15 protein-coding genes are annotated in these 21,754 nt (G+C 73.3%); 6 read left to right on the forward strand and 9 right to left on the reverse strand.

The window, feature by feature from the left end; all coding sequences use genetic code 11:
• Nucleotide 1 precedes the first annotated feature (1 nt).
• The 8 genes from KUM03_RS04930 to KUM03_RS04965 all read right to left on the reverse strand — a co-directional run bounded on the left by KUM03_RS04930 (nt 2) and on the right by KUM03_RS04965 (nt 13,481).
• On the reverse strand, nt 2–2,212 hold the full coding sequence (locus KUM03_RS04930; RefSeq protein ID WP_217245764.1) for a CDP-glycerol glycerophosphotransferase family protein: 2,211 nt from the start codon (nt 2,210–2,212) through the stop codon (nt 2–4).
• 151 nt (nt 2,213–2,363) lie between these two features.
• Nucleotides 2,364–4,631 (reverse strand): bifunctional glycosyltransferase family 2 protein/CDP-glycerol:glycerophosphate glycerophosphotransferase, encoded by a 2,268-nt coding sequence (locus tag KUM03_RS04935; protein ID WP_217245765.1) that lies wholly within the window; start codon nt 4,629–4,631, stop codon nt 2,364–2,366.
• A 163-nt stretch (nt 4,632–4,794) separates the two neighbouring features.
• Nucleotides 4,795–5,718, reverse strand: coding sequence for a carbohydrate ABC transporter permease (locus KUM03_RS04940; protein ID WP_217245766.1), 924 nt, complete (start codon nt 5,716–5,718; stop codon nt 4,795–4,797).
• Nucleotides 5,715–7,079 carry a carbohydrate ABC transporter permease gene (locus tag KUM03_RS04945; RefSeq protein ID WP_217245767.1) on the reverse strand — a complete coding sequence of 455 codons (1,365 nt, stop codon included), beginning with the start codon at nt 7,077–7,079 and terminating at the stop codon, nt 5,715–5,717. The genes KUM03_RS04940 and KUM03_RS04945 overlap by 4 nt, the downstream gene beginning before the upstream one ends.
• Nucleotides 7,080–7,083: 4 nt before the next feature.
• Nucleotides 7,084–8,508: an ABC transporter substrate-binding protein gene (locus KUM03_RS04950; protein WP_217245768.1), complete on the reverse strand. Its 1,425-nt coding sequence runs from the start codon at nt 8,506–8,508 to the stop codon at nt 7,084–7,086.
• Between the two features lie 159 nt (nt 8,509–8,667).
• The gene (locus tag KUM03_RS04955) at nt 8,668–9,036 is read right to left on the reverse strand and encodes a hypothetical protein (RefSeq protein WP_217245769.1); all 369 of its coding nucleotides are present in this window, start codon (nt 9,034–9,036) and stop codon (nt 8,668–8,670) included.
• A 94-nt stretch (nt 9,037–9,130) separates the two neighbouring features.
• Nucleotides 9,131–9,511, reverse strand: a complete 381-nt coding sequence (locus KUM03_RS04960) for a hypothetical protein (RefSeq protein WP_217245770.1) — start codon at nt 9,509–9,511, stop codon at nt 9,131–9,133.
• Between the two features lie 94 nt (nt 9,512–9,605).
• On the reverse strand, nt 9,606–13,481 hold the full coding sequence (locus KUM03_RS04965; RefSeq protein WP_217245818.1) for an FHA domain-containing protein: 3,876 nt from the start codon (nt 13,479–13,481) through the stop codon (nt 9,606–9,608).
• 442 nt (nt 13,482–13,923) lie between these two features.
• Here KUM03_RS04965 and KUM03_RS04970 point away from each other — a divergent pair, with 442 nt between their 5' ends.
• The 4 genes from KUM03_RS04970 (at nt 13,924) to KUM03_RS04985 (ending at nt 19,538) form a co-directional block, all read left to right on the forward strand.
• Complete coding sequence (locus KUM03_RS04970) at nt 13,924–15,678, forward strand: serine/threonine-protein kinase (RefSeq protein ID WP_217245771.1); 1,755 nt, start codon at nt 13,924–13,926, stop codon at nt 15,676–15,678.
• 150 nt (nt 15,679–15,828) lie between these two features.
• Nucleotides 15,829–17,085 carry a serine/threonine-protein kinase gene (locus tag KUM03_RS04975; RefSeq protein WP_217245772.1) on the forward strand — a complete coding sequence of 419 codons (1,257 nt, stop codon included), beginning with the start codon at nt 15,829–15,831 and terminating at the stop codon, nt 17,083–17,085.
• A gap of 69 nt (nt 17,086–17,154) precedes the next feature.
• Nucleotides 17,155–18,261: a peptide chain release factor 2 gene (gene prfB, locus KUM03_RS04980; RefSeq protein ID WP_217245773.1), complete on the forward strand. Its 1,107-nt coding sequence runs from the start codon at nt 17,155–17,157 to the stop codon at nt 18,259–18,261.
• Nucleotides 18,262–18,572: 311 nt separating this feature from the next.
• The gene (locus KUM03_RS04985; protein WP_217245774.1) at nt 18,573–19,538 is read left to right on the forward strand and encodes a hypothetical protein; all 966 of its coding nucleotides are present in this window, start codon (nt 18,573–18,575) and stop codon (nt 19,536–19,538) included.
• A 102-nt stretch (nt 19,539–19,640) separates the two neighbouring features.
• Here the strand turns inward: KUM03_RS04985 and KUM03_RS04990 are convergent, their stop codons facing one another.
• The gene (locus tag KUM03_RS04990; RefSeq protein ID WP_100049777.1) at nt 19,641–19,832 is read right to left on the reverse strand and encodes a hypothetical protein; all 192 of its coding nucleotides are present in this window, start codon (nt 19,830–19,832) and stop codon (nt 19,641–19,643) included.
• 224 nt (nt 19,833–20,056) lie between these two features.
• Here KUM03_RS04990 and ftsE point away from each other — a divergent pair, with 224 nt between their 5' ends.
• Complete coding sequence (gene ftsE, locus KUM03_RS04995; RefSeq protein WP_073723721.1) at nt 20,057–20,746, forward strand: cell division ATP-binding protein FtsE; 690 nt, start codon at nt 20,057–20,059, stop codon at nt 20,744–20,746.
• Nucleotides 20,747–20,778: 32 nt separating this feature from the next.
• Nucleotides 20,779–21,696 carry a permease-like cell division protein FtsX gene (gene ftsX / locus KUM03_RS05000; protein ID WP_043372428.1) on the forward strand — a complete coding sequence of 306 codons (918 nt, stop codon included), beginning with the start codon at nt 20,779–20,781 and terminating at the stop codon, nt 21,694–21,696.
• The last annotated feature ends 58 nt before the right edge of the window (nt 21,697–21,754 follow it).

The raw sequence follows: 21,754 nt of genomic DNA on the forward strand, positions 1-21,754 counted from the left end.
ATCAGCTCCTCACGAGGGTGGCGGCGGCGGGGGCCGGGACGCGCTCGGCGAGCGGGACCACGGGCGGCAGCGACTCGGGCGGCTCGCCCAGCAGCACCCTGCGTACGACGCGCTCGGCGGCCCGGCCGTCGTCGAACTCGCAGAACCGCTCCCGGAAGGCGGCCCGCAGCGCCGCCGACCCGCGGTCCGCGTACGAACCGTCGCGGAAGACGCGGGCCAGCTCCTCCGGCGTCCGCGTCACCGGGCCGGGCGGGGCCGCCATCAGGTCGAAGTAGACGCCGCGGGTCTCCCGGTAGACCTCCCAGTCGTCGGCGTACACGACGATCGGCCGGTCCAGGTTGGCGTAGTCGAACATGATCGACGAGTAGTCGGTGACCAGCGCGTCGGCGGCCAGGCACACGTCCTCGGCCGAGCGGTGCGCGGTCACGTCGATGATCCGGCCGGTGCGGGCGCGCTTTCCGCCCCGGTCGTAGAAGTAGTGGGCGCGCAGCAGGACGACCACGTCCTCGCCCGCCGCCTCGCAGAAGGCCTCCAGGTCCAGGGCGCCCGCCCCGAACCCGGCCGCCCAGTCGCGGTGCGTGGGCGCGTACAGGACGGCCGTCCTGCCCTCCGGGACGCCGAGTTCGCGCCGGACGCGGGCGACGTCCTCGGCGGTCGCCGTGCAGTAGACGTCGTTGCGCGGGTAGCCGTACTCCAGCTGCTCGTAGGAGCCCGGGTAGGCGCGCTCCCACATCCGGGTGGAGTGGCGGTTGGCGGAGAGGTTGTAGTCCCAGCGGTCCACGCGGCCCAGCAGCTTGGCGAAGCTGCCGCTCGCGGCCGCCACCACCGGGTACGTGGACTGGTCGACGCCCATGGTCTTCAGCGGGGTGCCGTGCTGGGTCTGCACGTGCACGCTGCCGGGGCGCTTGACGACGCCCTCGGCGAAGTTGGCGTTGTTGACCAGGTACTTGGCGCGGGCCAGCACCTCCCAGTAGCGGCGGCTGCCGATGACGGCGTGGTCGACGCCCTTCGGCAGGGTGTGCGCCTGGTCCGGCTCGACCAGGAACACCGAGCGCAGGTGCGGGGCGAGCTCGCGGGCCTTGGCGTGGATCGCGGCCGGGTTGCAGGCGTAGCCGCGGCCCCAGTACGCGCAGTACACGACGAGGCCCGGGTCCAGCGGGCGGCGCAGGTGGCGGCGGTAGAGGAGGCGGGTGCGCAGGCCGTGCGGGCGGGGCAGGCGCCCGAGGACGCCGCCGGCCGCCCGGTTGGCGGCGCGCAGGGCGCGGAAGCCCGCGTAGGACCCGGACGCCAGCAGCCGGTGCTGCACGCCGAGCCGGCCGCCCGGTGTCCGGAAACCGGCGGGGCGGTGGCGGCGGTAGAGGCGGCTCGCCCGGCGGAAGAAGACCCGGCGCTCCCGGCGGGTCAGGCGCCGCGGATGGGTGGCGGTCTTCAGGATCGCGGCGAAGAGCTGCTCGAACAGCGGCCCGCGCCGCGCGTCCGGCAGCCCCCGCTCGGCGGCGTGCGCGAGCGCCAGCTCGGCCTGGTCCAGAAGCTGTGCGTGGTGCTCGCCGGGCAGGTTCAGCCGGTTGCCCTGCCGCCGGATCCGGTGCCGTACGACGACGGAGCGCAGCACCGTCACCCGCTCGGCGCGCGCCGCGGCCAGGGCGCCGAAGCCGACGTCGGTGAAGTGGCCGTCGGGGAAGTCCAGGCGCCGTTCGGTCAGGAAGGTGCGGCGGTAGACCGCGCTCCACGCGGGCAGGTGCACGCCGGTCAGGTGCGGGGCGTCCTCCGGGGCGAAGGCGCCCTCGGGGGCCTTGGCCAGCAGCGGGGCCGCCGGGTTGGCCGGCTCGCCCTCCCACCAGGGCATCCGCTCGTGCTCGAAGTACAGGACGTCCACGCCGCCGGTGTCCGCCAGCCGCCCGTCCAGCGCCGCCAGCGCGCCCGGGACAAGGACGTCGTCGCCGTCGAGGAACAGCAGGTACGCGCCGGTCGCCGCCCGCATCCCCGCGTTGCGTGCCCCGGCCAGGCCGGCCGACGGCGGCGAGTGCACCGGCGCCACCCGGGAGTCCCGCTCGGCGCGCTCCCCGACGACGTCCGCCGCGGCCCGGTCCGCGGTGTCGGCCACCGGGATCAGCTCGAAGTCGCCGAAGGCCTGGGCGAGTACCGAATCCAGCGCCTGGGAGAGCCGCCCCGCGACCCCATGGGACGGGACGATGATGCTGAAGCGGGGCATGCTGCTCTTTCTCTCGTTGTCCTGGTCCGTCGGGAGCCGCCCCGCAGGGCCGGCCGGCCCGGACGTCCCGTGGGCCGCCAGACGGGCGGCCGGGACGGAGTGGGCCGCGACGAACCGCGGGGCATGTGGACTCCCAGTGGACAAACGGCGGTCAGAGGCTGTCGGTGACGGTGCGGGGCCCCGCCGGTTGCGGCACGGTGGTCAGCGGGGCGCGGGCGAGGCCGGCCGCGGCGGAGGGCGCGGGGCGGCGCTCGGCGAGCGGCACGACCGGCGGGAGGTCCGGGCCCGTCTGCCCGAGCACCACACGACGTACGACGCGCTCGGCGGCGCGGCCGTCGTCGTGCGGGCAGAACCGCTCCCGGAAAGCGGCCCTGAGCTGCGCGGACCGGGCGCCGCGCCAGTGCCCGCCGGCGAAGACGTCGATCAGTTCGTCCTCGTCCCGGGCGATCGCGCCCGGCGGGAAGTCGCGCAGGTCGAAGTAGGTGCCGCGGGCCGCCTCGTACGCCTCCGGCTCGTCGGAGTGGATCACGATCGGCCGGTCCAGACCCGCGTAGTCGAAAATCAGTGCCGAGTAGTCGGTGACGAGGGCGTCCGAGGCCAGGCACAGGGACTCCACGCTCGGGTGGCCGCTGACGTCGAGGACCCGGCCGGCGGACTCGGCGAGCGGGCCGCCGTGCCGGGGGTGGGCGTGGGCCAGCACCATGAAGCGCGGGCCGAGGCGGGTGACGACGCGCTCCAGGTCCAGGGCGGCGCGCTGGGTGCGCCGGTAGTCGCGGTGGGTGGGCGCGTACAGGATGGCGACGGTGTCCTCGGGGATGCCGAGGGTCTCGCGCAGCCAGGCCACGTCCGCGGGCGTCGCCCGCTGGAGGACGTCGGTGCGGGGCTGGCCGTACTCCAGCGTGGTGTAGCGGCCGGGGTGGACGCGTTCCCAGGTGAGGGTGGAGTGGCGGTTGGCGGAGACGACGTAGTCCCAGGAGCCGGACTCGCGCAGCAGCCGGGCGAAGTCGGTGCGGCCCGCGGCGGCCGGGCGTTCCCGCAGGTCCAGGCCCATGTGCTTGAGGGGCGTCCCGGCGTGCGTCTGGATCAGGACCTGGCCCTTGCGCCGGACCAGGCCCGTGTCGAAGGCGGCGTCGTGCACCAGGTAGCGGGAGCGGGCCAGTGCCGTCCAGTAGGCGGCCGTGCGGGGAGTAAGGCGGCGGGTGCCGGTCGGGATGGTGTGGTGGTACGCCGGGGCGGCGGCCCACGCGGTGCGCACGTGCGGGGCGAGGTCGCGGAACGCCTCCTCCAGCGCGCCCGGGTTGCCCCCGTGGCCCCGCTCGCCGTCGGCGGCGAAGACGGCGCGGTCGGCGCGCAGGGGCAGGCAGCGCTGGGCCCGGTAGTGGGCGCGCAGGGCGACCGTTCGTGCGGCGCGCAGCAGCCGGGCGGTGACCCGCACCGTCCGGCGGCGCAGGGACGACGCCAGCCGCAGGGTCCGCCAGGTGCGGCCGAGGCCCAGCCGGAGCAGGGCGTGGCGCAGCCGCACGGGCCGCGGGGCGGGGGCGCCGGGGACCCGGTAGCGGCGGCAGTGGACGCGGGCCCGGCGCAGGAACTCGGCGCGCAGCCGGCGCGGGACGCGGTCGGGGCGGGTGAACACCGTCGTCAGGTGGTCGGCCATGCGGCGGTAGAGCACGGGCCGCCAGCGGGCCAGCTCCGGGTCCGACTCCAGGAACGCGAAGACCCGGTCGTACTGGGCGAAGACGTCCAGGTGCCGCTCGCTCGGGGTGCCCAGGATGCTGCCGTGCCGGCGCTGCCGGTAGTGGACGCAGACCCGGTCCAGGGTGGCGATGGACTCCGCCGTCATCAGGACCGGGTAGGTCCACGGGGTGTCCTCGTAGTAGCCCGGCGGGAAGGTGAAGCCCCCGCGCTCGGCGAACTCGCGCCGCACCGTCTTGTTCCAGGCCACCATCAGCAGCTTCAGCAGCTCCGGCCGGTCGGTGAGCCGGAACGGCGCCGGGCCCCGCTCGGTGAGGTGGGCGGCGGCCTGGTTGCGGACCGCCTCGCCCGTCCAGTAGGTGCGCGCGTAGTCGTAGACCAGGACGTCCGGCTCCCCGGTCTCCTTGAGCCGGTCGGCGATCGACCGCAGGGCGTGCGGGGTGAGGGTGTCGTCGCCGTCGAGGAAGACCAGGTAGTCGCCGCCCGCCCGCTCCATGCCCGCGTTGCGGGCGGGGCCGAGCCCTCCGTTGCGCGGCAGGTGCAGGGCGCGCACCCTGGCGTCGCGGGCCGCGAACTCGTCGGCGATCTCGCCGCAGGCGTCCGGCGAGCAGTCGTCGACCACGATCAGCTCGAAGTCCGGGTACGACTGGGACAGCACCGATTCCAGGCATGCGGGCAGATACGCCTGCACCTGGTGCGCGGGGACGATGACACTGAACCTGGGCACGGGGACATCCATGGGTCGGCGGGATCGGCGCGGGCGTTCGGCCCGGGAACGGCCAGTGGAGTGACTTGGTTACGGTCCCTGCGGCATTCGGGGGAACACGCGCAGGCCACAGAGAGGGCGGGCCGGTGACCGGCCCGCCCCCTCAAGAGTGTTTTTCCGGCGCCTACTTGACCGCGCCCGCCATCACACCCGACACGAACTGCCGCTGGAACGCGAAGAACACGGCCAGCGGGATCACCATGGAGATGAAGGCACCCGGCGCCAGGATGTCGATGTTGTTGCCGAACTGCCGTACCTGCGTCTGCAGGGCGACCGTGATCGGCTGGCTCCCGGCGTCCGAGAAGATCAGCGCGACCAGCATGTCGTTCCACACCCACAGGAACTGGAAGATGCCGAGGCTCGCGATCGCGGGCCCGCCGAGCGGCATCACGACCCTTACGAACAGCCGCAGTTCGCCCGCGCCGTCCAGCCGGGCCGCCTCCAGCAGCTCCCTGGGGATCTCCGCGAAGAAGTTCCGCAGCAGGAAGATCGCGAAGGGCAGACCGAAGCCGACGTGGAAGAGGACCACGCCCACGACCGACCCGAACAGGCCGACCTTGCCGAAGAGTTCGGCGATCGGGATCAGCGCCACCTGGACGGGGACGACGAGCAGCCCGACCACGGCCAGGAACCACCAGTCGCGGCCCGGGAAGTCCATCCACGCGAAGGCGTACCCCGCGAGCGAGCCGATGACCACGACCAGGACGGTCGCCGGGACCGTGATCATCGCGGTGTTGAGGAGGGAGGAGGTGATGTCGCCGTTCTTCAGCAGCTCCTCGTAGCTCTGGAAGGTGAGCCGGGACGGCTCGGTGAAGACCTCCCACCAGCCGCTCGACGCCATGTCCCGGGGCGTGCGCAGCGACGACAGCAGCAGGCCGATCGTCGGGACCAGCCAGAACAGGCCCACCACGATCAGGAACACCTGGACCAGCCCGCCGCTGACGCGCTCGGCGAGTCGCGCGCCCAGTGACCGCCTCGCCTTGACGGCGGTGCCGCCGCCGTCGGGCGCCGGTGCCGCCTCGGTGAGGGAACCCGCCTGAGCGGTCATCGCCGCACCTCCCGCCGCAGCCGCCGTACGTTGAACCACATGACCGGGATGACCAGGAGCAGCAGGAACACCGCGATGGCGCTGGCGACGCCCGGCTGGTCCGAGGCGAAGCCCTTGCGGTACAGCTCCAGGGCGAGGACGTTCGCGTCGTCCTGGGAGGAGCCCGGGGCGATGATGAAGACCAGGTCGAAGACCTTCAGCACGTTGATCATCAGGGTGACGACGACGACCGCGAGGACCGGCGCCAGCAGCGGCACCGTGACCCGTCTGAAGACCTGCCACTCGTTGGCGCCGTCGACCCGGGCCGCTTCGAGCAGTTCCCGGGGCACTCCGGCCAGCCCCGCCGCGATCAGCACCATCGCGAAGCCCGCCCACATCCACACGTACGACCCGATGATGGCGGGGGTGACGAGAGAGGGGCCGAGCCAGCTCAGGCCGTTGTAGGGCTCCTTGAAGTTGTCGGCGGGGAGGCGGAGCTGCGCCCCGTCGGCCGCCGCGGGGAGGGCGAACGTGCCGTCGCCGGCCGCCGTGGTGGATGCGACGACCTCGCCGTCCTTCACCGCCTCGATCTTCATCCCGGCGTAGCCCAGTTCGGCGGCGTCGACGCCGTTGAGCTGCCCGACGCCCTTGCCGCGGGTGAAGTCCTGCCAGGTGGTGCCGGTGATCTTGCCGTCCTCGGGCTTCGCGGGTACGGCCTTCTCGGCGCCGTCCGGCATCAGGTCGGGGGCGACGCCGACGAGGGGGAGGGCGACGGTCTGACCCGCGCTGACCGGCTCCTTGGTGATGAACGCGCCGCCGCCGGCCGGTTCCAGCGGCGACTCGCGGCCCGGGTGCGCCTTCGGGAACGCCGACGACTCGGCGAACGTGTCGTGCACCCCGACCCACACCGCGTTCGCGACGCCCTTGTCCGGGTCCTGGTCGTACACGAGCCGGAAGATGATCCCGGCCGCCAGCATCGAGATCGCCATCGGCATGAACACGACCAGCTTGAACGCCGTGCCCCAGCGCACCCGTTCGGTCAGCACCGCGAAGATCAGGCCGAGGGCGGTGGCGACCGTCGGCGCGAACACCACCCAGATGACGTTGTTCTTCAGCGCGGTGCGGATGCCGTCGTCGGTGAAGAGCGCCCGGTAGTTGTCGAATCCGGCGAAGGAGTCGCCGGACTGGTCGTAGAAGCTGCGGATCAGCGAGTACCCGATCGGGTAGACCACGAGCGCGCCGAGCAGCACCAGGGCGGGGAGCAGGAACAGCACCGCCACGGTCCTGCGGGTGCCGGTCACGCTCTTGCGCGACTTGGGCGGCCCGGGACTCTTGGGGGCGGCAGGGCCCCGGGAGGCTCCTGCCGCCGTGGCCGACGCCATCGCGTCAGCCTCCGTAGGCGGCGGCCGCGTCCGCCTCCAACTGGCGCTGCGCGCCCTCGACGTCGGACGGGTTCTTCAGGAAGTCCTGGAGCGCCTTCCACTCGCCCTTGCCGGGCGTGCCGCCGAAGGCCTGCGGGGCCTGGTCCGACATGTCGAAGCGGAAGTCGTCACCGGCCGAGACCAGCGCCTCGGCGATCTTCCGCTGCACGTCGTTCGGGTACGCCGACGTGTCCAGGTTCTTGTTCGGCGAGAGGTAACCGCCGAGCTTCGCGTGGATCGCCGCCGCGTCCGGGGAGGCCAGCCAGGTGGCCAGCGCCTGCGCCGCCTTGGAGTCCTGGAGGATCACCGCCGCGTCACCGCCGGAGACCACCGGCGCGGTGTCGCCGACCGCCGGGAACGGGAAGACCTTCGCGCCGTCGCCGACCTCCGCGTCCGTCTCCGCGATGTTGACCTGCACGAAGTCGCCCTCGTAGACCATGGCGGCCTTGGGCTGGGCGCCGCCGGTGAAGGTCTGCGTCACCGAGGCGGGGAAGTCGGTCTGCAGCGCGCCGGCCGCGCCGCCCGCCACGTAGTCCTTCTTGCCCCAGATCTCGGCGAGGGTGGTCAGGGCCTCCTTCACGGACGGGTCCGTCCACTTGATCTCGTGCTTGGCGAGCTGGTCGTACTTCTCCGGGCCGGCCTGGGAGAGGTAGACGTTCTCGAACCAGTCGGTGAGGGTCCAGCCGTCCGCGCCGCCGACGGAGAACGGCGTGACACCCGAGTCGTAGATCATCTGGGCGGTGCTGAGCAGCTCGTCCCAGGTCTTGGGTTCGGCCGCGCCCGCGTTCTCGAAGACCTGCGCGTTGTACCAGATCAGGGACTTGTTGGCGGCCTTGTAGTAGACGCCGTACTGCTTGCCGTCGACCTTGCCGATGTCCTGCCAGCCCTGCGAGTAGTTCTCCGTCAGCTCCTTGGTGGCCTCGGCGCCCAGCGGCTTGGCCCAGCCCTTCTCGACGGCCTGCTTGATGGCGCCGGGCTGGGGCAGCATCGCCACGTCCGGCGGGGCGCCGCCGGCGACCTTCGAACCGAGGAAGTTGATGATCGGGTCCTGGGCCGGCACGAAGGTCACGTCCGCGCCGGTGCGCTTCTCGAACTCTTCGAGGACCTTCGTGAAGTTCTCCTGCTCGGCGCCGGTCCAGACGGCGGCGACCTCCAGGCTCTCGCCGTCCAGCTTTGGGAGGGTGACGGTGACGGCCGTTTCCTTGCCGCCGTCTCCCTGACCGCCCTTGTCGCCGCCGCCGCCGCTGTCGTCGTCTCCGCCGCACGCGGTGAGCGAGAGGGCGAGGGCTCCGGCGGCGAGGAACGCGGCGGCCCTGGTGGACCTCTTCGCGGCGCTGTTCCCGGCCTTGTTGACGGTTCTGCGTGTCCGGATGGTGCTGCTCGTGCGCATCACTGCCCCGTTCTTCGTTCCTCGTCGAACGTTCGGCGCTGTCCCGTGCGCTCTGGTGTACGCCAGGGGGGTGAGGGCGGCAAGAGCGCCTCCGGCGTCAGGCTGGGGATCGTGACCGCGTCGTGACTCGTCGTCGGGGCACCGGGTGCCCGGGCCGCGTCACGGAGTTCCCGGAATCGGTCCGAAGGGCGAGGGGTCCCTGATTCCGCCCTGGTCCTCTCGCCACCGCAGCGGGCCGCCCACGATGAAGCCCCGCATGCGGTCCTCGCCGATCACGTGCAGGTGCACTCCCTCGTCGACGGGGACGCCGTACTCGGTCCGCACGCGCCGGGCCTCCGCTGGCGTGCCCTCCCGGATGACCAGGCCGCGGTAGTGCGGTTCGAGCAGCAGCCCGACGACGCCGTCGACGTGCAGGTCGACGCGCGGACTCGTCGCGTCGGCCTTGGCGCGGAGGAGGAGTCGGTCGCCGTGCGCCGCCGTGTAGTGCCACAGCGTGAAGATCCGGTCGGAGCGGAAGGTCTCTGCCATGTCTCCCCAGGGTTGTCGTGAGGGTACTCAAGCTGCGGCCGGCCCGGGCCGGCGATGTGCCGGTCCGGGCCGCGTGGTCGCGCAGTCGGTTCCGCTATTCCGTCGGGGGCATGTGCAGGAACCCGGAAGGCTCGTCGTCCGACGCGTACGACTCGTGGTGCTGCAACGGGCCTCCCACGATGAATCCGGTCGTGTGGACCCCCCGGATCATGTGAAGGGCCTGGCCACGCTCGAACGGTGCGGGCCCGACCAGTGACATGACGCTGTCCCTCTCGTCATCCGTACCCGCACGGACCGTGAGCCCCGGGTAGGAGGGACGCAGGAACATGGCCGTCACTCCGCCCACGTGAAGGTCGATCCGGGTGTCGGCCTCCGATCGACGAGAACTGCGCAGCAGGACCCGGGAGTGGTGGGCGATCGTGTACTGCCACACCAGGAACGTGCGGTCGGAGGAGAAGGCATCCCTCGTGATCATCTTTCAGCTTTCGGTCTGTTCCAGGCCCCTTCGACGTCACTCGAGAGTGCCGCAGGTATTAACAGGGGTGGGCGGGAGTACGCCGGGGCGCCGACTACAACAGTGACGGCACCTCCGCCGCCGACACCTCCCGTGCCGCCCGCTCCAACGCGCTGGCCAGCAGCGCCAGATCCGTCGGCCCGTTGCCCAGCTCGCGCACCGGACGCCGGGTGGGCGGGTCGCCCATGCGGTGCCACTCCAGCGGGACCACCGTGGGGCGCAGGGTCGCCGTCCGCGGGATGCGTCCCGTGACCCGGCCGCCCTGGAACGCCGTGGTCTGTCCGTCGGGGCGGGCCAACCGGCCGCGGCCCGGCGCCGGTTCGTCCGGGCCCGGCGCCGGTGCGTCGAGGGTGGCCCGCAGTGTGGCGCGCAGGGAAGGCTCCGTCTGGGCCGTGCGGCCCCCGGGGGCGGTGGCGGCGACCAGGTGCACGCCGAGCCGCTCGCCTTCCCGCGCGACGGCCTCCAGGGCCCGCATCACCGACCCGGCGGCGGGCCGCCCGGGGGAGCCGAGCGGGGGAGTGACCAGTGCGTCCAGGTCGTCCACGACCACGACGAGGCGGGGGAGCGGCGGCACGGCGGCGGTGCGGCGCCGGGCGGCGCCCGGCCGCAGGCGCAGGGTGGAGCTGGGCGGGGAGTCGACGTCCCCGGTCTCCGCCGTCGCGGCGGGTGCGGTGCTGACCGAGATGCCGCCCGCGTGGGCGCGCTGGGCGATCAGCCGGCCCGACACCTCGCGCCCGGTGTGCCACTCGGCGAAGTGCGAACGGCCCAGCAGCTCGGCGCGCCGTTTCAGCTCCGCGCTCAGGGACTGCGCGAACTCCCGCATGCGCACCGGGTCGTTGGCGGTGAGGTGCGTCGTGACGTGCGGTACGTCCGTGCAGACACGCAGGCCCTCGCCGTGTCCGCCGCCCGCGCTCACGCTGTCCCGGCCGTCCATCAGGACGATCCCGAGCCGGTCGGGGCGTTCGGCGGAGGCGAGGGAGGCGACGAGCGCCCGCAGCAGCTCGGTGCGGCCGCTGCCGGGCGGCCCCTCGACGAGCAGGTGCGGTCCCTCGGCGGCGAGGTCGACGGTGACCGGACCGCGCGGCCCGGCGCCCAGGACGGCGTGCGCGCGTCCGCCCAGGGCCTGGGTGTCGTCGGCAGCGTCCGCCCACCGTGCCATCAGGGACGCCGGGGTGGCCCGGGCGAGGCCCAGTTCGTCGAGGAGGCGGGCGGCCTGGGGCAGCGGTGCGGACACGCGCGCGTGCCGCTCGCCGCCGGGCTGGTCGGAGCGCAGCGGCGCCAGGGCCCGCGCGAACCGCTCGGCCCAGGCGAGGGAGACCGCGTCCACCGTGCCGAGGGTGCCGTGGCCGACCGGGCCGCCCCGGCCGTTCGGGGACGCCTCGGTGCGGGCCACGCGCAGCAGCCGCAGGGCCGTCGCCACGTCGCCGCTGAGCAGTGCCACGGCGCCGCACTCCCGGAACACGGGGGACACCGCGCAGGCCGCCTCGTACGTCTCCGTCACCGGGGACGTCGGGGAGGCGGCGGCGGTCTCGGCGAGGCACACGACGTGGACGCCGGCCCGCGGTCCCTCCACGGCCAGCCTCGCCACCGCGTCGCGCACGTCGGCGCCGCCGGGGTCGCCGTCCACGACGACCACCGTGTACGGGCCCGCGAAGCGGGCGGCCGCCGGGGCGGAGCCGTCGTCCGGCCGTGCCCAGGAGGGGCGTCGGTCGGTGTCGGTGTCCGTGTGCGCGTCCGTGTGCGGCGGGGTGCCGGGGTGCCGCGCGTCGTGCTCGGGAGCCGTGGGCTGGGCGGGGATCGCGGTCGCCGGGGTCGCAGAGGTCGCCGGGGCGGGTGGGCGTGCGCCGCCGTTCCGGGCGTCCGTCAGGTGGTCCTCCAGGCGGCGCAGCAGCTCGTGGGAGCGGGCCATGGCCTGTTCCCGGTCGTAGGCGAGCAGCAGGCGGCAGTCCTGGCCGTGTCCCGGGCGCAGCTGCGGCAGCCAGCCCAGCCACGACCACTCGGCCGACCGCTCCGCGAGCGGACGGGAACGGTCGGCGCTGATCAGAACGATCTCCAGCACGTCGGCGGAGTGCAGCGCGGCGAGCTGGGCCAGCACCGCGCGGGCCAGCCCGGCGAGCCGCCCGCGCGGGCCGGCCAGCCCGAGGGCCCCGACCTCGCGCAGGCCGGCGGTCACCGGCACCGCGGGCAGCGGTGCGTCACCGCCGGGCGCCACCCGGTCGGCCGTACCCAGCCGCACGGTGAGCGCCTCCGGGTGGCCCGGGCCGCGCTCCCACAGCCGGGGGCCCGGCCCGAGCGCGGTCAGCAGCAGCGAGGCGGGGTCCGGCCAGGTCTCCGGCGCGCTCGAGGGTCCGGTGGCCGGGGCCGTCGGCGCGGCGGTGGACGCCTCGGCGTCGTGGGCGTGCGGGCCGGGCCCGGCGGTGTCCTGCGCACCGCCGCGTCCTCCGGCCAGCCGCCGCGCCCAGGCCCCGAGCCCGCCGCGCCTGCGCACGCCCTGGGGGGCGTCGGTGCCGCGCAGGGGCGTGCCCTTGCGTCGCGTACCGCCGTCCGGGACGAGGGTGGCCGCGTCGGGAGCGTCCGGGCCGGGCGCGTTCGGGCCGCGTGCGGCGGCGGACGCGTCCGTGCCGTGCGGCTGCGCACCGAACGTGCCGGTGCCGTACGCGCCCGTGCCGTGCGCCGGCTCACCGGACGCGCCCGAGCCGTGCGGGTTCGGTCCGAACCCGCCGCCGTGGGTCTCACCCGTCGACGGGGCCGGCCGGGGTCCGCCCGACACCGGGCCGGTGCCGTGGCTCTCGATGCGCGGTGCACCGCCCTGGCCGGGCACCTGGGCAAAGTCGTCGGGGGCGGAACCGGGCCCTTGCCCCGCCGTGCCGTGGGCGTGGTGGGTCGGTGCGGCGGGACGCGACCGGTGCGCGGGGCCGGACGTGCGTCCGGTGCCGCCCGCACCGGGGAGGACACCAGGTTCGGCGAGTGCGGCGCCGTCGTGGCTGGTCGCGCAGTTCCCCGCGCCCCTGGGGGTGCTGCCGTCAGGGGCGTCGCCAGGTGCCGCGCCTGCCTGGTGCCCGAGGCTGTGGCGGGTCGTCGCGGCCACGCCGTCGTGGCCGGTCGCGCAGTTCCCCGCGCCCCTGGGGATGCTGCCCTCAGGGGCGTCAGCAGGCACTGGCCCGGCCCCGCGCGCGGACCCGTCCGCCCCGGCGTGTCCCCCCGCCCCGTCCGCCACGCGCGCGTGGGCCATCCGGTCCCCGGCGTCGTACGAGGACGAGGACGTACCCGGCAGCCGTACGTGCCCCTCGCCGTCCGCCGTCGTGGCCAGCCGCACCTCCGCCGCGGGGCGGGCCGGCACCAGGCGCAGCGCCGACTCGCCGATCCGCAGCAGCGCCCCCGGCGTGAGGCGGACCGGGCGGTCGCCCACGCGGGCGCCGTCCAGGGTGGTGCCGTTGGTGGAGCCGAGGTCGGCGACCGAGACGCGGCCGTCGGCGGCGACGGTCACGGCGCAGTGCATCCGGGAGACGTCCGGGTCGTCGAGCGCCACGTCGGCGTCGGCGGAGCGGCCGAGGCGGATCTGCCCGCCGTGCAGCAGGTGGACGCCGCCCGCGTCGGGACCGGCGACCACGTGGAGCTGGGCCGGGGCCCCGGCCGGGTCGGTGTGCGGGTCGGGCTCGCCGGGGGCGCCCAGACAGAGCACGGCACCGTCGATCAGCGGGGGCTCGCCCAGGGTGCTGCGCTGGGCGTCGAGCCGCTGCGCACCCGCGTAGAGCACCACCTGGCCGGTGCCCGGGCCCTCGCCGCCGGGGAGCGCCGCGGCCAGTGCGGAGGCGACCGCGGCCAGGGCGGTGCCGGCCGGCGCGGTGACCAGCACGTCGCAGCTCGCGGCGCGGTCCCCCTCCGGAGCAGGCGGGCCCAGCGGGTCTACGACGGTCAGCCGGATCTGCATCGCCGTCAGCGGTCCCTTCGCGCGGGCGCCCGCGCGCCGGGGACAGAAGCCGTTCACCACGGTCCCCCACCGCGGACTTCCCCCACCGCCACACGAACACGTCGGCCAGTACTGCACGCATCCTCGCACCTGCCACTGACAACGTGCCCGCCGCCCGCCGTCAAATGATCTTGATTGGTCGGCTCTGCCCGCAAAAGTGCCTGACAGGTGCCGTCCCGGTGATCGAACGGCGTCCGCTTGAGATCGGTCACGTCCGGGCTCGGCAACCATGGGACCGGGTCGCGCGTCTTTCCTTCGCACACGCACCTGAGCAGGTGCCGGATGCGGAACGTAAGACGTACCTGCGGACCAATGGGAACCCACAGAACGACGACAGCCCGGCGCCGGGACCACGGCACTACAGTGGGTCGGAACAGCCAGCAAGCAACAGGGAGCGCATGACGTGCGGCCGGTAGGCAGCAAGTACCTCCTCGAGGAGCCCCTCGGCCGCGGCGCCACGGGCACCGTCTGGCGTGCCCGCCAGCGCGAGACCGCGGGCGCCGAGGCCGCCGTGGCCGGACAGCCCGGCGAGACCGTCGCGATCAAGGTCCTCAAGGAGGAGCTCGCGAGCGACCCCGACATCGTGATGCGTTTCCTGCGGGAGCGCTCCGTCCTGCTGCGGCTGACCCACCCCAACATCGTCCGGGTCCGCGACCTGGTCGTCGAGGGGGAGCTGCTGGCGCTCGTCATGGACCTCGTCGAGGGCCCCGACCTGCACCGCTACCTGCGCGAGAACGGCCCCTTCACCCCGGTCGCGGCAGCCCTGCTCACCGCCCAGATCGCCGACGCCCTCGCGGCCAGCCACGCCGACGGCGTCGTGCACCGCGACCTGAAGCCGGCCAACGTGCTGCTCAAGCAGGACGGCGGCGAGATGCACCCGATGCTCACCGACTTCGGCATCGCGCGCCTCGCCGACTCGCCCGGCCTCACCCGCACCCACGAGTTCGTCGGCACCCCCGCCTACGTCGCGCCGGAGTCCGCCGAGGGCCGCCCGCAGACCTCCGCCGTCGACGTCTACGGCGCCGGCATCCTGATGTATGAGCTGGTCACCGGCCGGCCCCCGTTCGGCGGCGGCTCCGCCCTGGAGGTGCTGCACCAGCACCTGAGCGCCGAGCCGCGCCGCCCCTCCACCGTTCCCGACCCGCTGTGGACGGTCATCGAGCGCTGCCTGCGCAAGAACCCCGACGACCGCCCCAGCGCCGAGAACCTCGCCCGCGGCCTGCGCGTCGTCGCCGAGGGCATCGGCGTGCACGCGACCAGCGCGCAGATCGGCGCCGCCGAGAACGTCGGCGCGCTCCTCGCCCCCGACCCGGCGCCCGCGCAGGTCCCGGGCGCCCCCGGCGCCGCCGACCCCACGCAGGTGCTCCCGCACAACGCGCCCGGCGCCCAGAACCCGAACGGCGCCTACGACCCGAACGGCGCCACCAGCGTCCTGCCGCAGACCGGCAACCAGGCGGACGCCGCCGACCCCACCGCCGTACTGCCGAACCGCGGCGCGGCCGACCCGACCGCCGTCATGCCGCCCGTGCCGCCGGGACAGCAGGGCGGACCCGGGCAGGGCCAGGGTGGCGGGCCTGAGGACCCGCACCCCTGGCAGAACCAGCTCCGCGCCGCCCGCGACCGCAACGAGCAGACCCAGGTCCAGTACCTCGACCCGAACCAGGACCCGCTGCGCCGCCGCCCCCAGCGGCAGGTCTCCCGCCCGCAGCAGCCGCCCCGCCAGGCCCCGCAGGGACCGCCGCCCGGCTACGGCTATCCGCAGCAGCAGCAGCAGCAGCAACAACAGCCGCAGCGGTACGCCACTCCGCAGCCGCAGCAGCCCCAGCAGGCGCCCCGGCCCCAGCCGCAGCGCTACGCCCCGCCGCCCACGCCCGAGCCGCAGCCGCCCCGGCGCGAGCCCCGGCCGCCCCGGCAGCGCAGTGCCAACCCCATGCGCATCCCGGGCCTCGGCTGCCTCAAGGGATGCCTGTTCACGCTCGTCATCCTCTTCGTGGCCGGCTGGCTGATCTGGGAGCTGAGCCCGCTCCAGGAGTGGATCGGCACGGGCAAGGGCTACTGGGAGCAGCTGACCGACTGGTTCACCACCGTGACCGACTGGTTCGGCGAGCTCGGCGGCGGCAGCGGCTCGGGCGGCGGCGGAACGTCGACCGGCGGCTGATCCGGCGACGCTCCCTCCCGGCCGCACCCGCCTCCCCGGCGGCGAGTCTGGGGATTTGTCGACATCCCACGGGTGATTTCGGCCTCCCCGGTGAAGGCCGGCTCCACGGACGCGTACTTTTAAGCGCAACACGCGTCGGTAGGAGCAGTCTTGGCACGGAAGATCGGCAGCCGGTACACCGCCCACCAGATCCTCGGGCGGGGCAGCGCCGGCACGGTGTGGCTGGGCGAGGGGCCCGAGGGACCCGTCGCGATCAAGCTGCTGCGCGAGGACCTGGCGTCCGACCAGGAGTTGGTCTCCCGCTTCGTGCAGGAGCGCACCGCCCTGCTCGGCCTGGAGCACCCGCACGTCGTCTCCGTGCGCGACCTGGTGGTCGACGGCAACGATCTCGCGCTGGTCATGGACCTGGTCCGCGGCACCGACCTGCGCACCCGCCTGGACCGGGAGCGGCGCCTGGCGCCCGAGGCCGCGGTGGCCGTCGTCGCCGACGTCGCCGACGGCCTGGCCGCCGCGCACGCCGCCGGGGTCGTGCACCGTGACGTCAAGCCCGAGAACGTGCTGCTCGACATGCAGGGCCCGCTCGGCCCCGGCGGCTCGCACCCGGCCCTGCTGACCGACTTCGGCGTGGCCAAGCTCATCGACACCCCGCGCCGCACCCGCGCCACGAAGATCATCGGCACGCCCGACTACCTGGCCCCGGAGATCGTCGAGGGCCTGCCCCCGCGCGCGTCGGTCGACATCTACGCCCTCGCCACGGTGCTCTACGAGCTGCTCGCGGGCTTCACCCCGTTCGGCGGCGGCCACCCCGGCGCCGTACTGCGCCGCCACGTCACCGAGTCGGTCGTCCCCCTGCCCGGCATCCCGGACGAGCTGTGGCAGCTGCTCGTGCAGTGCCTCGCCAAGGCACCGGCCTCCCGGCTGCGCGCCTCCGAGCTGGGCGACCGGCTGCGCGAGCTGCTGCCCATGCTGGCCGGCATGGGGCCGCTCGACGTCGACGAGCCCGACGCCGAGCAGGACGACCCGGACGCGTCCGAGGAGGCCACGGCGTCCCCGGGGTCCGCCGCGCCCGCCGGGGAGCCGGTACGGCGCCGGGGAGCGGTGCCGCTGGTGCCGGGCGCGAAACCGGCCGACTCCAACCGCGACACGCACACCTCCATGCGCGTACCGGCCCCCGACGAACTGGCCGGCGGCGCCCGCGGCACCGCCCGAGCCCCGCGCGCGTCCGGTGCCCCGCGCCCCGGCTCGGCCCGCAATCGGGCCACCGCGCGGCGCCGCCGGCTGGCCCTGGGCGCCGGCGCGGTCGCCCTGGTGGCGGCGGTCGGCGTCGGCACCTGGCTGAGCACGGGCGGCGACGAAACCGACACCGGCCCCCAGGACACGCGGAACTCGGCACCGGCCTCCCCCTGAGGCCGGGCGCGCCGCCCTCACCGTGACGACCCGGCGAAGAGCGGTGGACGGAACCGTTACGCTGGATGCGTGGCAGTCGTCGATGTATCCGAAGAGCTGAAGTCCCTCTCCTCGACCATGGAGTCGATCGAGGCCGTCCTGGACCTCGACAGGATGAGGGCAGACATCGCCGTGCTCGAGGAGCAGGCGGCCGCGCCGTCCCTGTGGGACAACCCGGACGAGGCGCAGAAGATCACCAGCAGGCTCTCGCACCTCCAGGCGGAGGTACGCAAGGCCGAGGCCCTGCGCGGCCGGATCGACGATCTCGCCGTGCTCTTCGAGATGGCCGAGGAGGAGGACGACCCGGACACCCGCGCGGAGGCCGAGTCCGAGCTCACGGCCGTCAGGAAGGCGCTGGACGAGATGGAGGTCCGCACCCTCCTCTCGGGCGAGTACGACTCCCGTGAGGCGCTGGTCAACATCCGCGCGGAGGCCGGTGGCGTGGACGCCGCCGACTTCGCCGAGAAGCTCCAGCGCATGTACCTGCGCTGGGCCGAGCAGCACGGCTACAAGACCGAGATCTACGAGACGTCGTACGCGGAGGAGGCCGGCATCAAGTCGACCACCTTCGCCGTGCAGTCGCCGTACGCCTACGGCACCCTCTCCGTCGAGCAGGGCACGCACCGCCTGGTGCGCATCTCCCCGTTCGACAACCAGGGGCGCCGCCAGACCTCCTTCGCGGGCGTCGAGATCCTCCCCGTGGTCGAGCAGACCGACCACATCGAGATCGACGAGTCCGAGCTGCGGGTGGACGTGTACCGGTCCTCCGGCCCCGGCGGCCAGGGCGTGAACACCACCGACTCGGCGGTGCGCCTCACCCACATCCCCACCGGCATCGTCGTCTCCTGTCAGAACGAGCGCTCCCAGATCCAGAACAAGGCCACCGCCATGAACGTCCTCCAGGCCAAGCTCCTGGAGCGGCGCCGCCAGGAGGAGCAGGCCAAGATGGACGCCCTCAAGGGCGACGGCGGCAACTCCTGGGGCAACCAGATGCGTTCGTACGTCCTGCACCCGTACCAGATGGTCAAGGACCTGCGCACCGAGCACGAAGTGGGCAACCCGGAGGCCGTGTTCAACGGCGAGATCGACGGCTTCCTGGAGGCCGGTATTCGCTGGCGCAAGCAGCAGGAGAAGTAGGGCGGAGCGCGTACGGCGCTTTGTCGACAAGGCAACTGCCCCCGTCGAGGGGGCGGTTGCCTTTTTTCTGACGGTGTTGTCCGGCTTTTACGTCACACTCACACCCTTTGTGTCCGGCATACGTCTCTTACCTGGACATCGCGTACGCAACGGCCTTGACGTCGCTTTGAACATTCGTAAGGGTGAGGCGCGGCATGCGTATTTCTGGGGCGCATGTGAACCGGGGGACTTCAGCAGGCAGCTACCTCCCGTCGATCACGGCCCCCGAGTGCGGCCTCACTGACTAATCGGCTACTGGGGGTAGCAACTACATGACGAAGAAGACGCGGATTCGTGTCGCGCGGATAGCGGCCGGCGCGGTGATCGCCGCGGGCGCGTCGCTGACCGCCGCGGGCGCGGCTTCGGCGCTCGAGATCGGCATCGGCGCGGGCGTCGGCGTGAGCGCCGAGGGTGAGAACGAGACCACCGGCGGCACGGAGGGCGGCTCCGAGGGCACGAGCGAGGGCAATGCCAGCGTCGGCCTGATCGGTGGCGGCGACGGCGGCAACACCGACGGCGGCAACACCGATGGCGGCGGCGACGGTGGCAACACTGATGGTGGCCTGATCGGTGGCGGCGACGGTGGCAACACTGACGGTGGCGGCGACGGTGGCAACACCGATGGTGGCGGCGACGGCGGCAACACCGATGGCGGCGGCGACGGTGGCAACACCGATGGCGGCCTGATCGGTGGCGGCGACGGCGGTAACACTGACGGTGGCGGCGACGGCGGCAACACCGATGGTGGCGGCGACGGCGGCAACACCGATGGCGGCCTGATCGGTGGCGGCGACGGCGGTAACACTGACGGTGGCGGCGACGGCGGCAACACCGACGGCGGCAACGGCAACAACGGCGGCAACGGCAACACCGGCGGTACCGGCGGCAACGGCGGCTCGGACACCACCGGTGGCAACACCGGCGGCTCCACCGGCGGTAACGGCGGCTCCACCGGCGGTAACGGCGGGACCACCGGTGACACCACCGGCGGCACCACCCCCGACGGCGGCGGCAACGACAACGTCACCCAGGACGAGGGTTCCTCGGCCCTGACCGACACCGGCGAGGAGGCCCCGGCCTCCTCCGACACCGCCGCTCAGGGCAGCGGTGAGGAGCTCGCCGAGACCGGCGCCGCGGAGACCACGTTCCTGCTGGTCGGCGCCGCGACGATGATCGCCGGCGGCATCGGCTTCCGCATGTTGCCGCGTCTGATGAACGGCCGCGGCGCGGCTGCCTGACGGTAGTCACCCGCGTACGCATCGCGCACGCACGCACACGAAGGGCCCGGAGCGCTCAGCGCTCCGGGCCCTTCCCTGTCTACTGGCCGCCCTCTGTGGGCGTCAGACGGTCTGGTGGGCCAGCAGGGCCACCGCCGCGATCAGCACCGCCAGCAGCGCGATCAGCGTCGTCGGATTCAGGCCCGCGAAGAGATTGCCCTGCTGCAGCCGCTCGCGGTTCGCCCGGCACACCGGGCACCGGCCCTCACTCACGGGCGCCGCGCAGTTCGCGCACACCAACCGGTCGTACGTCATGCGCTCGCCCTCCTTGCCACCGGCTTCGTCGGAACAACGCCCACACGGCCGTGAACGTTCCCCTTCCACTGTGCCAGGTTCCGAGGGGCCCCGCGCGCCCTCCGTTCAGAGGCGGGCGGGGACAAAACGCGCAACTGATGCGCAACCCCGACCGGTGACTGCGGTCCGCACCCCGCTTCGCGTATGGTCACGCACATCTACCCCCGGCTACCCGTGGTGCATCCGTGATCCGATTCGACAACGTCTCCAAGGTCTACCCCAAACAGAGCCACCCAGCCCTCAGGGACGTCTCCCTGGAGGTCGAGAAGGGCGAGTTCGTCTTCCTCGTGGGGTCCTCCGGCTCCGGAAAGTCCACCTTCCTGCGGCTGGTCCTCCGCGAGGAGCGGTGCAGCCACGGCCAGGTGCACGTCCTGGGCAAGGACCTCGCCCGCCTGTCCAACTGGAAGGTGCCGCAGATGCGGCGCCAGCTGGGGACGGTGTTCCAGGACTTCCGCCTGCTGCCGAACAAGACGGTCGGCGAGAACGTCGCCTTCGCGCAGGAGGTCATCGGCAAGTCCCGCGGCGAGATCCGCAAGTCCGTGCCGCAGGTGCTCGACCTCGTCGGTCTGGGCGGCAAGGAGGACCGCAGGCCCGGCGAGCTGTCCGGCGGTGAGCAGCAGCGCGTCGCCATCGCGCGCGCCTTCGTCAACCGGCCCAAGCTGCTGATCGCGGACGAGCCCACCGGCAACCTCGACCCGCAGACCTCCGTCGGCATCATGAAGCTGCTCGACCGCATCAACCGGACGGGCACCACCGTGATCATGGCCACCCACGACCAGAACATCGTGGACCAGATGCGCAAGCGCGTCATCGAGCTGGAGAAGGGCCGCCTCGTCCGCGACCAGGCACGCGGCGTCTACGGCTACCAGCACTGACGACGAGGAACGGAAAGGCTTAACGAGACGCCATGCGCGCCCAGTTCGTGCTCTCGGAGATCGGTGTCGGTCTTCGCCGCAATCTGACGATGACCTTCGCCGTCATCGTCTCCGTCGCCCTGTCCCTGGCCCTGTTCGGCGGTTCGCTGCTGATGAGCGACCAGGTCAACACCATGAAGGGCTACTGGTACGACAAGGTCAACGTCTCGGTCTTCCTCTGCAACAAGAGCGACGCCGAGTCCGACCCCAACTGCGCCAAGGGCGCGGTGACCGAGGACCAGAAGAAGCAGATCAAGTCCGACCTCGACGAGATGGCCGTGGTCGACACGGTGACGTACGAGTCGCAGGACGAGGCGTACAAGCACTACAAGGAGCAGTTCGGCGACTCCCCGCTGGCCAGTTCGCTCACGCCGGACCAGATGCAGGAGTCGTACCGCATCAAGCTGAAGGACCCGGAGAAGTACCAGGTCATCGCGACCGCCTTCGACGGCCGGGACGGCGTGCAGTCCGTGCAGGACCAGAAGGGCCTCCTGGACAACCTCTTCGAGCTTCTCAACGGCATGAACTGGGCCGCCCGCGCGGTGATGGCCCTGATGCTCGTCGTCGCGCTGATGCTGATCGTCAACACGGTGCGCGTCTCGGCGTTCAGCCGGCGCCGCGAGACCGGCATCATGCGGCTGGTCGGCGCCTCCGGCTTCTACATCCAGGCGCCGTTCATCATGGAGGCGGCCGTCGCCGGGCTCATCGGCGGTGGTGTCGCCTGCGCCTTCCTGGTGACCGCCAGGTACTTCATCATCGACCACGGACTCGCCCTGTCCGAGAAGCTGAACCTGATCAACTTCATCGGCTGGGACGCCGTACTGACGAAGCTGCCGCTGATCCTCGCCACCAGCCTGCTGATGCCGGCACTGGCCGCGTTCTTCGCGCTGCGCAAGTACCTGAAGGTGTGACACATACCAAGAGGGCCGCACGGGCAAGCGACCGTGCGGCCCTCTCGCGTTGTCCTAG

The sequence above is a fragment of the Streptomyces sp. AC602_WCS936 genome, from assembly GCF_019049125.1.
Classification (GTDB): Bacteria; Actinomycetota; Actinomycetes; order Streptomycetales; family Streptomycetaceae; genus Streptomyces.

Bases quoted from the DNA above. Each gene is read 5' to 3' on its own strand.
- KUM03_RS04930 (WP_217245764.1), bottom strand. From the start codon at position 2,212: ATGCCCCGCTTCAGCATCATCGTCCCGTCCCATGGGGTCGCGGGGCGG.
- KUM03_RS04940 (WP_217245766.1), bottom strand. From the start codon at position 5,718: ATGACCGCTCAGGCGGGTTCCCTCACCGAGGCGGCACCGGCGCCCGAC.
- KUM03_RS04945 (WP_217245767.1), bottom strand. From the start codon at position 7,079: ATGGCGTCGGCCACGGCGGCAGGAGCCTCCCGGGGCCCTGCCGCCCCC.
- KUM03_RS04950 (WP_217245768.1), bottom strand. From the start codon at position 8,508: ATGCGCACGAGCAGCACCATCCGGACACGCAGAACCGTCAACAAGGCC.
- KUM03_RS04955 (WP_217245769.1), bottom strand. From the start codon at position 9,036: ATGGCAGAGACCTTCCGCTCCGACCGGATCTTCACGCTGTGGCACTAC.
- KUM03_RS04960 (WP_217245770.1), bottom strand. From the start codon at position 9,511: ATGATCACGAGGGATGCCTTCTCCTCCGACCGCACGTTCCTGGTGTGG.
- KUM03_RS04965 (WP_217245818.1), bottom strand. From the start codon at position 13,481: ATGCAGATCCGGCTGACCGTCGTAGACCCGCTGGGCCCGCCTGCTCCG.
- KUM03_RS04985 (WP_217245774.1), top strand. From the start codon at position 18,573: ATGACGAAGAAGACGCGGATTCGTGTCGCGCGGATAGCGGCCGGCGCG.
- KUM03_RS04990 (WP_100049777.1), bottom strand. From the start codon at position 19,832: ATGACGTACGACCGGTTGGTGTGCGCGAACTGCGCGGCGCCCGTGAGT.
- ftsX (WP_043372428.1), top strand. From the start codon at position 20,779: ATGCGCGCCCAGTTCGTGCTCTCGGAGATCGGTGTCGGTCTTCGCCGC.